This is a genomic window from Priestia sp. TRM10 (genome assembly GCF_057808375.1).
In genome coordinates, this window is record NZ_JBJZOT010000002.1 from 336,194 (window position 1) to 349,872 (window position 13,679).

The following is a 13,679-nucleotide window of genomic DNA, read 5'->3' on the forward strand; positions in this document are numbered from 1 at the left end:
ATCCAATCCTGAACATTGAATATGTTATTTTTTATATAAACCGTCGTAAGATTTCGTATTGTTTAACTTTTATAATTAGGGGAAACAACAACTATAAAACAAAACAAGTAAAGGAGAGATAACAATGCCTTATCAATCGCTAGAAGAGCTTCCAAAAGGAGTCAGAAACAACGTTCCAAAACACGGACAAGAAATTTTTAAAGAAGCCTTTAATTCAGCTGAAAAAGAATATAAGAAGGAAGAAACAGCGTTCAAAGTAGCTTGGAGTGCAGTTGAAGAGAAGTATAAAAAATCAGACGATGGAAAATGGATAGAAAAATAAACTGGGCATAGGAAAGGCGATGAGCTCCCTGTTCAAATAGCATTATAAAGGTAAAAAAGAGAAGACAACATCTGTCTTCTCTTTTTCGTTTAATTCGTGAGAAAGGGGATAACTAAAATACTTATAAAAATAAGGAAATAAAAACGCAGAAAAAACCGGCTATTTATAATTGGGGGGAATCACGCTAGTGGTAACAGAAGGCGTAACAATCGGAGAAAACCCCTTTAGAATAAAGACAAGAGTTGGGGAACTTTTAGAGTGTTTTGTTAGTTCAAGAGTAAGATGGTAAAACCTCGCATAAAAGCATAGAAAGGAAAAATACGCTCTTATGCGAGATTGTTTAAATAAACAAGAGAAAAAGCACAGCAATTAGGATACTTTGAATAAGATGAACAATCCGCACCTTTAGTTTATTTTCTTTTTTGCGTAAGAGGAAAAGGTTTAATGAAAACCCTGTTATACTAACAACTAAAAAAGCAATAATGAACGTTAGCATAAAATCATACGTCATCATGTCAACTCCTTGTTAGGCTCTGTTGATTTTAAGCGTTCTTCATATCCTATTATCGGAGCTTGTCGAACATGATAAACAAATGGAGAAATAGAAATTGAACTAAAGAATCCCCCATCTTCATATAAAGAAGAGGGGGGAGTGATAGTCACTTTGCTTTTTTGAAAAGTTTATAAATTCTCACAGTGCTTGCTACAGCAATCAAAATACTTAAAATAATAAAAGCTAATCCATTATCTGCATTTTGGTAGTTCACGATATTTACAACTGTCAGCAGCACAGCAAATACAAAGATAATGATATTAAAAATGATAATAAACTTGTTATAATTTTGTGGAGAAGCCATATTATAGTTCCTTTCTAATTAACCTTATCCCTATGTTACCGTAAGAACGAGAACTTTTAAACTAAATTGCTAATTTATTTAGTTTACATAATTTGATTCTAGTAAACAAAAATTATATTTTTCGTTTACTGAATAAGAATTGTCCGATTGTAAAAAAAATCAAGTGTTATTTGATTGTAGTTTAGTATCATGAAATTTCTCATTTGCTTATTAATAAATTTTAAAATGAAGGGGAAAGATCTTCATTTTAAAGTTTCTATTATAACGAATGCAACGATTGAGAAAATCGTTCAATAGCATCTCTTATTTTTTCCTTTTGTAGTCGTGCAAATGTGAATCTAACGTAGCCGTCATCCATTCCATATATGCTTCCTGGCATATATAAAAGCTTGTTTTTTATCGTTTGTTCTACAAGCTGTTTATCACTTACTTTTTTATTTAACTGCCCCCAAATATGAAGACCTCCCATTGGGATAGAAAAAGCTATTTCATCTCCCAATATGTCTTTCAAAGCCTGTATCATCTCATCTCGTCGCTCTTTTAATTGCCCGGTAAGATGTTGTTGATGAATAAGGAAAGAAGAGGATTGTAAAAGTTCATTTGCGATAGTTTGCGGAAACACGCTTAGTCCGAAATCCATTTGCTGTTTTGCTTCTCCAAGCCGTTGAATAACAGCTTCAGGTCCTGTTATCCAACCAATTCGTAAACTTGAAGCGGCTACTTTAGAGAGGGAACCGATATACAAAACATTTCCGTTTGTATCATATGATTTGATTGGTTTATGATGATGTTCTCCGAATGAAAGAGAACTAAATGGGTCATCTTCCACAACCGGAATGCCAAGAGACTCAGCTATTTCTAAAATGTGTTTCCTCCGTTTTTTATGTAAGACGGTTCCAGTTGGGTTTTGATAGGTTGGATTTAGAAAAATCATACGGATGTTTTTCTCTCTGTAGAGCTTTTGGGCATCTTCTGGAATGATGCCATTTTCATCAACAGGAAGTCCGAAAATCCTTAAACCTGCTGATTGGAATAAAGGAAGCGAGTAAAGATAGGAAGGAGATTCAATCGCTATGGCATCGCCAGGACTTAGCAAACATTGTGCAATAAGATAGAGAGCCTGCTGGGCGCCTGATGTAATTAAAATCGACGAAGGTGATGCTTTAATGCTATAGGCTTCCTTCAGATGAGAAGAGAGCGTTTTTCTTAGTGGCAAGAATCCTTGTTGATGAACATAGCTTAAGTCTTCTGGGAAAGGGCCAGTTTTTAGACAATGTTGCAAAAGCTCTGTCGGAAACAAATCTTTTGAAAGTTCGCCACTTGCTAAATCAAAGTCAATATCTCCTTCGCTTGCCATCACGCGGATCTTTTGCACAAGAGGGTAGGAAGCCCGAAAAGACCCACCTTCAACGTAGCGACGCCAGTTTGTTTCATTTTTCGAAAAGACGCCCCAGTTTGTTGAATTAACAATCGTTCCGCTTCCACGTTTTCGTTCCAGAAATCCTCGAGCAAAAAGCTCATCGTAGGCGTGTACAACAGTCATTCGGTTCACTTCAAGTTTTTCGGCTAACTTTCGTTCTGGGAGAAGGCGTGTTCCTGGCGGATATTCACCATAGGATATTTTTCGTTCAAGCTCATCTACAATTTGTTGATATAAAGGGGTACTGTTTGTTTTATCTAGTTTCCATTCCATATGAATGCTCCTTATTTTTTCTTGATTATAGTTTTAGGAATTGGATTAGTCAATGATAATCCAATTGGATGCATACAAAATGATCGCTCTCTTTTAAAATAACCGTAAAAGAAAGGAAGCGATATATATGGAAAAAGTGAGAGTAGCAGTTGTCCAAGCAGCTTCTGTTATTATGGATAGAAAAGAAAGTATTAAAAAAGCCGTATCTTTAACAAAAGAAGCAGGAAAAAAGTCAGCAAAAATTGTTGTATTTCCAGAAGCATTTATCCCTGCTTATCCAAGGGGCTTAACGTTCGGAGCAACGGTTGGCAGTCGTTCTGAAGAGGGAAGAAAAGATTTTTTACGCTACTTGGAAAACGCGATTGTTGTTCCAAGTGAAGAAACGCATATTCTCGGTGAAGCAGCTAAAAAAGCGGGAGTCTACTTAATTATTGGCGTTATTGAACGAGAAGGAGATGGAAGCAGAAGCACGCTTTATTGCTCTGTTTTATTTTTCGGACCTGATGGTAAGCTTCTTGGCAAGCATCGTAAGCTAAAGCCAACAGGTTCAGAACGTCTAATATGGGGAGAAGGAGATGGAAGTACGCTCCCGGTTTTCCATACTCCTTATGGAAGAATTGGCACGCTTATCTGCTGGGAAAATTACATGCCGCTTGCTCGTGCTGCAATGTATGCAAAAGGAGTCGATCTTTATATTGCTCCAACGGCAGATGCCAGAGAGGTATGGCAATCGACAATTCGCCATATTGCAGTTGAAGGGCGATGCTTTGTACTTTCATGTAATCAATATGTAAATAAAGAGATGTATCCAAAAGATTTAGCATGCTTTTCTGATTTGGCATCTTCTCCTAATGAAATGTGCCAGGGGGGAAGTGCGATTGTAGGTCCTCTTGGAGACTATATAAAAGAGCCTGTATGGGGAAGAGAAGAAATAATGATAGCTGATCTAAATTTAAAGGAAATTTCGGCAAGTCGCTTTGATTTTGATGTTGTAGGCCACTATGCAAGACCAGATGTGTTTCATCTTACAGTAAATGAAACAAAGAGAGAGCAAGTAACGTGGGAAAATAAAAAGGAAGTAAATAGATAGAAAAGCAGCGTAAAGCTGCTTTTTTGGCCATGAAGGAGTTATAGCTTTTTGTAGCGCCGAATGGTTTTATACATATCTAGGTTGTTAAGTTTTCGAAATCCTTTTGTACCTGGACGGGAATTTACTTCAATAATGAAAATGCGCCCTTTTTGATCAATACCAACGTCAAGTCCCCAAATCCGTTGATGAAGAGAAATATCTCCGAGTTTTACTGCTGTTTTAAGGGCAATAGAGTCTAAATCTTGAAGAAGTTTAGTGATGTTGAGATGACCAAGCCCTGACTTTTCAATAGCTTCTTCGATTGACAATACATCGGCATCTGTTGCAAGGTTTGTTGTAAAATAGCCAAGACTTGCAACTTTCGCATACTTTCCAGTCACAACCCACTCCGAGTGCTCGTTTCGTTGGACAATGATACGCAAATCAAGTGGGCGTCCCTCAATCGTAGCAAGATCAATGTATTCTTGAACAAGATAAGTTTGATTATCTATCATAGACTGTAAAAATGTAAAAGCTTCTTTCTTTGTGAGGAATTGCTTATTTTCGTTTCGGTATTGAATAAGATAAGAAAGTGGTTGAACCGAAACTTTAATAACCCCTGATCCTAATCGTCCAAAAACAGGCTTTAAAATAATTGTTTTATGCTCATCAAGCATATTCCATAAAACTTCTTCACTGTTCATGACATGTGTTTGTGGTAAAACAGGTTGAAGAGACTCATCACTTTTTAAGACAGTATAAACATTTTGTTTTTGCTCTTTGATATAAAGGGGCTTTGAATTTGCTTTTGTGACCCAAAGCTTCTTTTGTTCATCAATTCCGATGCTTATTTCCCACATGGAATATCTCGGAGCTTTCCTTTCAAGTTTTTTTACTACTTTTAGAATGTTCTCATCAAGGGAGGTAAGGGTTTCAAGCGGAAGGTTTAAAAGGGAAAACGTTTCTTTTACGGTTAAAATATCTGTTTCTTGCTGTGATATACTTTTTACTTTTACATATTTTTCTGTTATATCCCAATTGCCTTCTGGTTGTTTTTTAACTTTTACTTTTAAAGAAAAAGGACGTTTTTTTAATTGAAGGAAGGGGATATGCTGTTGCATGACATAAGAAGTCTTGATTTTAGAAGTTAAAAAAGTGAATAAGCTTTCTTTGTCAATAAAAAGGAAAGACCCTTCAGGAGTAAGAACTTTGTAAGAATCCTTCTTATCTTTTAGAACTTGAAAGGTAGGCGAACTATGATTAGAAGTAGGTTTCATTAAAATATTTTCATAGTTACTTAAAAATCGAAAAAACGCTTCCTTTTTGTTAAACTTAATACTTTCCGGAAATGAGATTCCTAAGGAAAGAGCAAAATGATTACGTTTTCCATTAAAATGAACAACTTTCTTTTTTCTATTAGTTTTGAATGATTTACTAGACATCGTACTCCTCTTTTCTCAATAAGCTAGTATTACTATATGAGAAAAAATGATATTCGTATGGGTTATGATGGAGAAATTGAAGTTTCTTAACGAAAACAGAAAGGTTTTTTATAAGGAGGGAGCCTTCTTTTTTTGGACGAACATCTTCTTATTCTTTAGAATGGAAAGATCGAGAAGTTCATGATAAAGGATTTTTTAAATGTTCATGAGATAGCCTGACTTCATTGAACACCTCCTTTTGTAATGTCATATATTACAAAAGAAAAGAGGAGGTTGAGTATGAAGCAGAAAGTCAAAAGAAAACAGCACCCTTATGTAAAAAAACAACCATTTAAAGTAGGCGAAGATGTTAAAACATTCAGATGTGAGCCAGAAGAAGTAGAAGATTGTTCAACAGACATAGTGGGAGTTATTGAGAATGTAGGAATAGATTTTGTTGAATTAATAAAACGAGATCATACCGTAATCAGTATTCCAATGAATCGAATTGAAAAAGTGGAATGGTTAGAAAAAAAGGTATTTTCTCATTCCGAGGGCTGTGATGGAGCAGATACGTGCCCACATTGTGATCAAAAAGAGTGTAAGTGCGTAGAGAAAAGAGTGCTTAATCCTCGTCCATGTAATTGCAAGCATAAATCCCACTGTAATTGTCAGAGAAAGTTTATAAGATTTCAAGACTGTGTGATTCCTTTTTGCGACAAAAGGGTAGAATTACGACTAGGTGGCTTAACAGATAACCTGAAGTTTGAATTATTCCGTCATAAAGGAAGCAAAGTGAAACTGCACGTTCTGTAACTTAAAAAGGAATCCATTATTGGATTCCTTTTTAAGTTGTTATTCTATTGAAGGAGTTAACCTTTTAATAAAGCTATTTCTGGTTGTTTCATCTTAATGAAGCATACTTTTTCAAAGTCTATCCCTTGTTTTTTTCTTGGAGTTTCAATCAATAAAGAGCGTTCTGTCACTTTTACTAAAGTCCCTCGGGTTTCTTTATTATCAAATGTTTTTACACAAAGAGCGCAATCTATAAAACTTTTTAATAAAAAAGAAAGTTGCAAAGGAAAGAACAGTTTTAAAAGAAAAGGACTTTTGGGAACAATTTGACCGAAGTTAAACGTAATTTCTCTTCTGAGGCATGGATCAATATTTAACAATGGTTGATCTCTATTAAGTATTTCTTCTTGTTCTTTTTGAATCATCCATCTAATTTTTGTAAAAGGAATCCATACTGTTTCATCATCCATTGTGTGTAAAATAATAAAATCTACCCCGTTATAGATGAATTTTCCATGAACCTTTTCGTAGTGGTTTTCACATGTTAGCGTTCCTTCAGGCTCTATGTCTTCTTCTGTACAACTTATTGTAACTTCAATCATCTGTCCTTTTAACTTATGCAAGTTTTGTAGAAGAACATCATCTTCTTCCTCTTCCTCCTGCTGAAGTCCAAGCGTTAGCAGTAGTTCATTTGCTTTTTCTATACATGCATCGATTTCTGCTAATTGCTCAGGCGGAAAAGAACTTGTTGCCGAAGGGAATTGTGGCTGTATAATCCGTTCAGGACATGTATCAGGAAGACAAAAATCATCTTCTGTTCCTCCCGGTTCACAATCAAAGCATTCTTCTTCTCTCTCTATTTTAGGAACTACATCATGTTTTCTTCTGAGATTTATAGGTTTGGAATATCGAATAATAAACACCCTCTCCTTAGTTCATACACCTAATATATGGTGAATAGGTGAATCTGGTTGGGCGAATATCCCATAGTGACCCGGATTATCATAAAAATGTCTATAAGGAAGAGAAGGAACTTGCAGGGAGTTTCTTTTTGTTTTGGGTGAGTACTGTTATAATCTTTAATCCAAAATGGAAAATATTGAAGAATAAGGCAAGCCTCCTATTCATAATTGTTTATAGAGTTTACTTCAGCACTTTCACTTTTCCTCAGTGGGGAATAAAGGGGAGACAGAGGGAACTCAACATAAAGAGGGAAAGAATGATGCACATTGTTGGGGTGATATACTTGCTGATTCAAAACCTTGGTTTTTTGCTTTGTGTCAATCTTCTTTTAACAGGTTCTGCTTATCTTTTCCTTTTTAAAGTTCGAAAACTTATTGGGTTTCAGTTAGGAATGAATATTTCAAATTTAGCTGGAGGCTTCTTTGCTATTGTGACAGGCATCATTTTGATTTATCAATTCCCCTTACATTTTGTTTCGATAACAATGATCACAACAGTTATCGGAATGGTTGTCGGAGCACTTTTTGGAGGGTTATTTGATTATCAAACGTTATTAACAGGAATGATTAACGGATTGATGATGGGAGTTATGGCTCCGATGGTTGGTGCAGCCTCTCAAAACAATCTTCTATTTTTGGTTTTTATTGAACTCATTTTTATATGTAGTCTTTTTTTGCTCCTCTTTTCTGCCAAACGTACATAGCTTAAAGGAGGGAGTAAAATATGGTTTTCTTTCTTTACGGAGTACTTATTTTCAATTGTTTAATTGGTGTTTTCCTTTATGTCATGATGCACAAGAAGAGAAAAGTATTTAGCGACCGATATGGAATGATTATGGCGATGTGTGCAAGTGGAGTGTTGAGCTTTGCGTTAGGAATGGTAATTGAATTTTTGAATAGAAATGATTCCATCGTTGTTTCTATTCTTGTGCTTGTAATAAGCGGGGCGCTGGGAATTACATTCGGAGCTCTTGTAAAATTTCAATCTTTGCTTTCAGGTTTTTTTCAGGGGACTGTAGGAGGAATAATGGGAACGATGTTTGGAGCTGTTGTGAAAAACCCTTCCTTATGTAATTTACCTTCTGAATCTCTATATACTGTTGAACAAAGTATGGTGATGTTCAGTTTATTTAGCGCCGTTCTCGTCATCGTTACAGCATGTCTACTTCTTTACTCATTTAGAGTGTGATACTAACCGTCAGGAGAGGAGCCTAAATGGAAGATAAAAAGATTCGGTTAAATGAATATAGAAAGAAATTGTTAGAAAAACGAGAAACTGAAGAGCTAAAAAACGATATTATCAACGAGTTCAACAGTCAAAATGGAAAAGGATTAACATCGCCAACAACACCTACAACAACGGAAGAAACACGGTTGTTAATGGAGTATATTGACAGAGCTAATTTATTTAATATTTCTAAGCAAGATGAAAAACGAGGAAAAACGTTAAAATACCGCAAGTTTTTTAAATCGAAAAGAAATCAACAAGTTGAAATCTACTTTAAATGTGGAACACAATCTCTTTACACAGAAGGTAAAGTGAGTACAGTTGGGCGAGATTTTGTAATGCTTACAAATTTAAAGGAAAGAAAATGGATTCCTTATCCTGTGATTGAATCTGCTAACATTCCGTTCGGCATTCCAAACTACTCTAATACTCATCAACATTATATTTTTGATAATAATTTACGAAAAAAATTGCTATATGAATTTGGGGAAACGATTTCAAAACGGGATATTCTAAGACAACAATTTTTTGAAGAAACGCTTCAAACGAATTTAGATTCTTGGCAGGAAACATGGGTAACAGTACATCTTAGTGAGGATGTACGAAAAATAGGGAAAATTTCAAGTGCTACAAACCAGCAGCTCATGCTTACTTTTTTAAAAGAAAAAGAATGTATTGATTTAAAAAAAGTCAAGTACATTAACACAATAAGACTTACTAGTTTATTTTCACACGTATTCAAACGTTTCTCACATAAAGAAGGCAAACAGTAGGGAAGTAAAGGGGGACTTTTCATGTCATCAAATAAAAAGGAAACAGGAAAGAAAAAGAGCGAGTATAAAGAACCGGAAAAGTATCGTTTTGGCGAAAAGAAAGTAGAGAAAAAAGTAGAGAAAAAAGTAGAGAAGGTAGAAAAAGAAGACAAGGTAGAAAGAAAAGAACAACGAGTTTTGCAAGCACCTGTACGTGTAGATATAGAAGGTGTGGAAGATCCATTATTCAATGAATTACAGGGATTAATTGGAGAATCTATTCTAATTATCACAGAATCAGATCAGCTGAATTTATTTGGGCAGGCATTTCGACCGATCTTTTGCGGAACCATCTTTAGCGTTGAACAAGGAAATATCACATTATTTCCTGTCACAATTAAAATGGTAACTGCTCCATTTTTCCAGTTTCCAACACCGTTAAGTATTCCGTTAGAGAAGATTGCCCAATTCACGCCTAATTTTGATTGTGATGCAAGAATACCGCTTACATAAGCGCAGGGAGGAAATAACAAGGGGGGAGTTATCATATGAAGCAACATGAAAAAAAGGAAAAAGTGGTGGATGAGAGGGTGATGGATGAGAGAGTAACAGAAATCCAGTTACCTTCAAATAATGAAATTCATGATGAAGCGCTTATTCAAGAGTTTGAGAGAGGAATTGGAAGCCAAGTATTTATATTAACGCCTTCTTTTCCATTTGTCTTCATTGGAGAAATTACGGCAGTAGTAGGAGACAACGTTGTGGTGGACGTCCAAACCACAACAATTGGGGAATTAGAAAATCGAATTTGGTCGATCCATATTCACCAAATTGAAGTATTTTATATTGAACAAGAAGGATTACCGGCAATTCCAGAATTAAGAGATGATATGTAAAAGGGGAGGGATATATGAAACGATTTTACCATGTGGTAGCTATTGACATTCGTATTGTGTTAAACACTTTTGGAGATCACAACGAACATGGGAAAATATATATCTTAAAAGAAAATGTCGATAAAGTGAGAAAAGCGGTCGAGAAAAACCCGTTTACACCTGTCGATCTAGTTGAGCCACTCTGCATTCGAGCAAATAAAGGGGATACAATCGAAATTTTGTTTGAAAATCAAATCAAAACCTCGGCTGGAATGCATTTTCAAGAAGTAGACTATGATGTATTAGATTCAGATGGAGCAAATGTCGGATTTAATCCAAATACACTTGTGAAACCTGGGGAGAAGATTCTCTACCGTTTACGGGCAAATCATGAAGGAATCGCTTTCTTTTCTGACTTAGGAGACCCAGATAGTAGTGATGATGGTACAAATATTAACGGTTTGTTTGGAGCCTTATTCATTGAAAAAAGGGGATCAACATGGACAGATCCTGTGACAGGTGGCCCTTTAAAGAGCGGGCCTATTGCTGATGTTCACAATCCTTTCGCTCCGTCATTTCGAGAGTTTGGCTTTATTTTTCATGATGAAATGCCAACGCAAGATATTACAGGAAACAGACCTCTTGATCCTGTCACAAATCAAGAAAGAGAATCCACTCACGCGATTAACTATCGTTATGAACCTCTACAAAACCGTAAAAAACTAATTGAAGAAGGGGTTGTATGTCCAGATTGTGAGGGAGAGGAAGTTCACCATGATTCATGGGTATTTGGAGATCCTGCAACTCCTATTTATCGAGGATACAAGGGAGATCCTGTGAAATTTAGACTTGTGCATGGTGGTGTAAAAGAAACACATGTTTTTCATTACCATGTTCATACATGGTTTCGGGATCCGTTAAATACGGATTCTGCTATATTTGATGCTCAAGCTATTAGTCCGCAAAATTGGTATACAGTTGACGTTCTTTATGGATTAGGGTCTCTTCAAGAGGCAATTGGAGATGCTATTATTCACTGTCATTTGTATCCCCACTTTGGAGTTGGCATGTGGGCCCTCAATCGGATTTTTGATACTATGCAAGACGGAAGTCAATGTTATCCAAATGGAATTCCGATTAAACCGCTTCAACCTTTACCAGATCGTCCTGCTCCACCCCGGCCAACCAAAGAAAGACCAGGATTCCCTAATTTTATTCCTGGAAAAGTGGGATGTAAAGCACCAAGACCGCCACTTGGTATTGTGGGAGGGCGCGGTTTAACAGAACTTGAAAGAAATGCAGCTGTTCCTACCGCAAGACCTGGAGCTGTTTTTGCAGATCCTTGTATTATTGAAGAAAATCCTGTTGTGCAGGAATTCAATGTTTCTCTTATTGAACTGCCTCTTGTCTATAACCGAGAAGGATGGAATGATCCGAAAGGAAGAATTTACGTTCTTGATGAAGATCTAGACGACATTTTAGCAGGACGGAAAGAGCCAGAGCCTCTTGTTATTCATATGAATGCGGGAACGTGTATCTCTGTTAACTTTACAAATCGTCTTAACGAAGTAGCAGGGGGGGATGCCTTTCAACTTGTGACCCGAACGTACGAAGTAGGGTTTCACGTTCATTTTGTTAAATTTGATGTTCTAGTTAGTGATGCAGCGAATGTTGGGTGGAATTATGATTCGAGCGTTCTTCCTGGTGAAACGATTCGCTATGAATTTTTTGCAGACACGGAACTCAAAGCATGGTTTCTACACGATCATCTTTTTCCCAACTATCATCAGCAACATGGGGTATTTGGCTCAGGGAATGTTCATGCCAGATTTTCAAAAGTGTTAGATTCGAAAACAGGAGAAGAAGTGCAGTCAGGCACACAAGTTACTGTCACACATCCTTTAATTCCAGACTACCGAGATTTTGCTCTATTCGTCCAAGATTTCACTCTTTTATTTGATAAAAACGGCTGTCCACTTGAACCGCCCGAGTTTCCTGGATCTGAGGACGACCCGGGGTTGTTTGCTGTAAATTATAAAAATGAACCGCTTCAGTTCCGTTTAGGAAAAGATTGTGACCCGGCGTATTCCTTTAGTTCGTTTGTAAATGGAGACCCTGTCACACCTATTTTGAACTGCTATGAAGGAGACCCTATTAGAATCCGCGTACTGCAAGGATCTCAAGAAGAATCCCACAGTTTTAATATGCATGGTTTACGATGGAAAGCAGAGCGTCCAGATAGTGAAACATCCTTTGTTTGTCAAGAACATATTGGAATATCGGAGTCCTTTACATTCGAATTGGCTGTGCCAAATTCCGGAGATTATCTTTGGACGTTTGAAACAGAAGAAGATTTGTGGAACGGCTGCTGGGGGCTAGTGCGTGCATTTGACGAGGAAGTAGATTTTCTTATTCCTCTTCCAGATAGGCCTGATCCGCCAAAACGAACAAAGGATTTACCTGTTTGCACAGGAAAACCGCCGGAAAAAGCAAAACGTGTTGAAGTAGATGCTCCACCTAATGCTCCTGTGAAGCGCTTTGATATTGTTGCATTTCATGTTCCGATTCCTTACAGCAAATGGGGCGAAAAAGACCCGTTTGGTATCGTCTTTGCACTTAGAAAAGATGTAAAAGCTATTTTAGCTGGAAAGAAAAAAATTCAGCCGCTTATTATCCGTGCAAATCAAGGTGACGTGGTGGAAATTAATTTAGAAAGCCGACTAGAATTCGATGAATTCCCATTTCCTGATGGAATTTGGCCATATCCTCCTGTAAAGGAGCAGGCATTTTATCCACCATCTGTCCGGATTTCGTTGCATCCACAGCTCATTCAATATGATGTGAAATCTTCGGCAGGAGAAACGGTTGGCTTTAATCCAGACCAGACCGTTGGACCTGGTGAGAAGATTACGTATCGCTGGTATGTTGATCTTCCCGTTGGGGCATGCGGAATGTGGGATATGGCGGATATCCGCAATCATCGCTCATTAGGGACGTTCGGGATGTTTATTGCGGAACCAAGAGGAGCGCAAACTTTAAGCCAGAAAACGTTAAAACCTGTTATTACAACAGATCGAGCTATTATAAAGCATCCTTTTTTACCGACTACACGGGAATTTGCGCTTATTATGTACGATGGAGCTAGATTAGTGGATAAAAACGGAAAGTTAATTATTGATCCTGTTGACGGTATATTAGGTGGCGTAGATCCAGAGGAGTTAGGTGATCTTGTTGATACGTATGATAATGGGTCAAGAGGGTTTAACTACCGGACAGAACGATTAATTAATCGACTTAACCAGGTTCCTGTATTAAAAGACTTATTTAGTTCGAAAGTACATGGAGATCCGTCTACACCAATTCTTGAAGCTTATCCTGGAGATCCTATTACAATTCGCTTTGCAAATCCGTCTGAACGAAGACGTGCCCACGGATTTCATGTGCATGGTCACTATTGGAATACAGATGATAAGGATATTTTCTCACAAGTAAAGTCCATCCGAGATCATATCGTATTAGGAGATGCCTTTGATATTCAGCTGCATTACGGGGCAGGAAGCTTTTTTAACTTCCCTGGTGATTATATGTACCGCTCTGGGAATATTCGTTGGGACATTGAACAAGGCATGTGGGGAATTATGCGCGTGCATAAAAAACAACAAAAAAACCTTCCGTCTCTAAAAATGCTAAAGAAAAAGCATTAGC

The 13,679-nt window shown here is 37.0% G+C and carries 14 protein-coding genes; 9 read left to right on the top strand and 5 right to left on the bottom strand.

All coding sequences use genetic code 11. The features are described from left to right. The first annotated feature begins 124 nt into the window (after positions 1-124). Positions 125-322 (top strand): ChaB family protein, encoded by a 198-nt coding sequence (locus tag ACK3CR_RS01660; protein WP_243509584.1) that lies wholly within the window; start codon positions 125-127, stop codon positions 320-322. Between the two features lie 340 nt (positions 323-662). On the opposite strand, the gene ACK3CR_RS01665 is transcribed toward ACK3CR_RS01660, so the two are convergent. The 3 genes from ACK3CR_RS01665 to pdxR form a co-directional block, all read right to left on the bottom strand. Continuing rightward, positions 663-836, bottom strand: coding sequence for a hypothetical protein (locus ACK3CR_RS01665; RefSeq protein ID WP_328123632.1), 174 nt, complete (start codon positions 834-836; stop codon positions 663-665). A gap of 145 nt (positions 837-981) precedes the next feature. Continuing rightward, a complete protein-coding gene (locus ACK3CR_RS01670) occupies positions 982-1,179 on the bottom strand; it encodes a hypothetical protein (RefSeq protein ID WP_488974625.1) in 198 nt (65 codons plus the stop codon). 259 nt (positions 1,180-1,438) lie between these two features. Continuing rightward, positions 1,439-2,872: a MocR-like pyridoxine biosynthesis transcription factor PdxR gene (pdxR, locus tag ACK3CR_RS01675; protein WP_328123634.1), complete on the bottom strand. Its 1,434-nt coding sequence runs from the start codon at positions 2,870-2,872 to the stop codon at positions 1,439-1,441. Between the two features lie 127 nt (positions 2,873-2,999). On the opposite strand from pdxR, the gene ACK3CR_RS01680 reads away from it, so the two are divergent. Further along, entirely contained in the window at positions 3,000-3,962 is a 963-nt protein-coding gene (locus ACK3CR_RS01680) for a carbon-nitrogen hydrolase family protein (protein ID WP_328123635.1), read from the top strand. Positions 3,963-4,000: 38 nt separating this feature from the next. On the opposite strand, the gene ACK3CR_RS01685 is transcribed toward ACK3CR_RS01680, so the two are convergent. Next, on the bottom strand, positions 4,001-5,383 hold the full coding sequence (locus tag ACK3CR_RS01685) for a YheC/YheD family protein (protein WP_410914727.1): 1,383 nt from the start codon (positions 5,381-5,383) through the stop codon (positions 4,001-4,003). 279 nt (positions 5,384-5,662) lie between these two features. Here ACK3CR_RS01685 and ACK3CR_RS01690 point away from each other — a divergent pair, with 279 nt between their 5' ends. Further along, positions 5,663-6,178, top strand: coding sequence for a DUF177 domain-containing protein (locus ACK3CR_RS01690; RefSeq protein WP_243509571.1), 516 nt, complete (start codon positions 5,663-5,665; stop codon positions 6,176-6,178). 56 nt (positions 6,179-6,234) lie between these two features. Here ACK3CR_RS01690 and ACK3CR_RS01695 read toward each other — a convergent pair whose 3' ends face one another. Next, positions 6,235-7,080, bottom strand: a complete 846-nt coding sequence (locus ACK3CR_RS01695; protein WP_243509568.1) for a hypothetical protein — start codon at positions 7,078-7,080, stop codon at positions 6,235-6,237. A gap of 296 nt (positions 7,081-7,376) precedes the next feature. Between ACK3CR_RS01695 and ACK3CR_RS01700 the strand changes: the two genes are divergently transcribed. The 6 genes from ACK3CR_RS01700 to ACK3CR_RS01725 are packed head-to-tail and all read left to right on the top strand — an operon-like array spanning position 7,377 to position 13,678. Further along, positions 7,377-7,823 carry a hypothetical protein gene (locus ACK3CR_RS01700; protein WP_243509565.1) on the top strand — a complete coding sequence of 149 codons (447 nt, stop codon included), beginning with the start codon at positions 7,377-7,379 and terminating at the stop codon, positions 7,821-7,823. A 20-nt stretch (positions 7,824-7,843) separates the two neighbouring features. Then, positions 7,844-8,308, top strand: a complete 465-nt coding sequence (locus ACK3CR_RS01705) for a hypothetical protein (RefSeq protein WP_488974626.1) — start codon at positions 7,844-7,846, stop codon at positions 8,306-8,308. A 26-nt stretch (positions 8,309-8,334) separates the two neighbouring features. Then, on the top strand, positions 8,335-9,120 hold the full coding sequence (locus tag ACK3CR_RS01710; RefSeq protein WP_488974627.1) for a hypothetical protein: 786 nt from the start codon (positions 8,335-8,337) through the stop codon (positions 9,118-9,120). 21 nt (positions 9,121-9,141) lie between these two features. Beyond that, the gene (locus ACK3CR_RS01715) at positions 9,142-9,612 is read left to right on the top strand and encodes a hypothetical protein (protein ID WP_488974628.1); all 471 of its coding nucleotides are present in this window, start codon (positions 9,142-9,144) and stop codon (positions 9,610-9,612) included. A gap of 35 nt (positions 9,613-9,647) precedes the next feature. Next, positions 9,648-9,995 (top strand): hypothetical protein, encoded by a 348-nt coding sequence (locus ACK3CR_RS01720; RefSeq protein WP_243509558.1) that lies wholly within the window; start codon positions 9,648-9,650, stop codon positions 9,993-9,995. A 14-nt stretch (positions 9,996-10,009) separates the two neighbouring features. After that, entirely contained in the window at positions 10,010-13,678 is a 3,669-nt protein-coding gene (locus ACK3CR_RS01725) for a multicopper oxidase domain-containing protein (RefSeq protein ID WP_488974629.1), read from the top strand. Position 13,679: the final 1 nt, after the last annotated feature.

Bases quoted from the DNA above. Each gene is read 5' to 3' on its own strand.
- ACK3CR_RS01660 (WP_243509584.1), top strand. From the start codon at position 125: ATGCCTTATCAATCGCTAGAAGAGCTTCCAAAAGGAGTCAGAAACAAC.
- ACK3CR_RS01665 (WP_328123632.1), bottom strand. From the start codon at position 836: ATGATGACGTATGATTTTATGCTAACGTTCATTATTGCTTTTTTAGTT.
- ACK3CR_RS01670 (WP_488974625.1), bottom strand. From the start codon at position 1,179: ATGGCTTCTCCACAAAATTATAACAAGTTTATTATCATTTTTAATATC.
- pdxR (WP_328123634.1), bottom strand. From the start codon at position 2,872: ATGGAATGGAAACTAGATAAAACAAACAGTACCCCTTTATATCAACAA.
- ACK3CR_RS01680 (WP_328123635.1), top strand. From the start codon at position 3,000: ATGGAAAAAGTGAGAGTAGCAGTTGTCCAAGCAGCTTCTGTTATTATG.
- ACK3CR_RS01685 (WP_410914727.1), bottom strand. From the start codon at position 5,383: ATGTCTAGTAAATCATTCAAAACTAATAGAAAAAAGAAAGTTGTTCAT.
- ACK3CR_RS01690 (WP_243509571.1), top strand. From the start codon at position 5,663: ATGAAGCAGAAAGTCAAAAGAAAACAGCACCCTTATGTAAAAAAACAA.
- ACK3CR_RS01700 (WP_243509565.1), top strand. From the start codon at position 7,377: ATGATGCACATTGTTGGGGTGATATACTTGCTGATTCAAAACCTTGGT.
- ACK3CR_RS01705 (WP_488974626.1), top strand. From the start codon at position 7,844: ATGGTTTTCTTTCTTTACGGAGTACTTATTTTCAATTGTTTAATTGGT.
- ACK3CR_RS01710 (WP_488974627.1), top strand. From the start codon at position 8,335: ATGGAAGATAAAAAGATTCGGTTAAATGAATATAGAAAGAAATTGTTA.
- ACK3CR_RS01715 (WP_488974628.1), top strand. From the start codon at position 9,142: ATGTCATCAAATAAAAAGGAAACAGGAAAGAAAAAGAGCGAGTATAAA.
- ACK3CR_RS01720 (WP_243509558.1), top strand. From the start codon at position 9,648: ATGAAGCAACATGAAAAAAAGGAAAAAGTGGTGGATGAGAGGGTGATG.
- ACK3CR_RS01725 (WP_488974629.1), top strand. From the start codon at position 10,010: ATGAAACGATTTTACCATGTGGTAGCTATTGACATTCGTATTGTGTTA.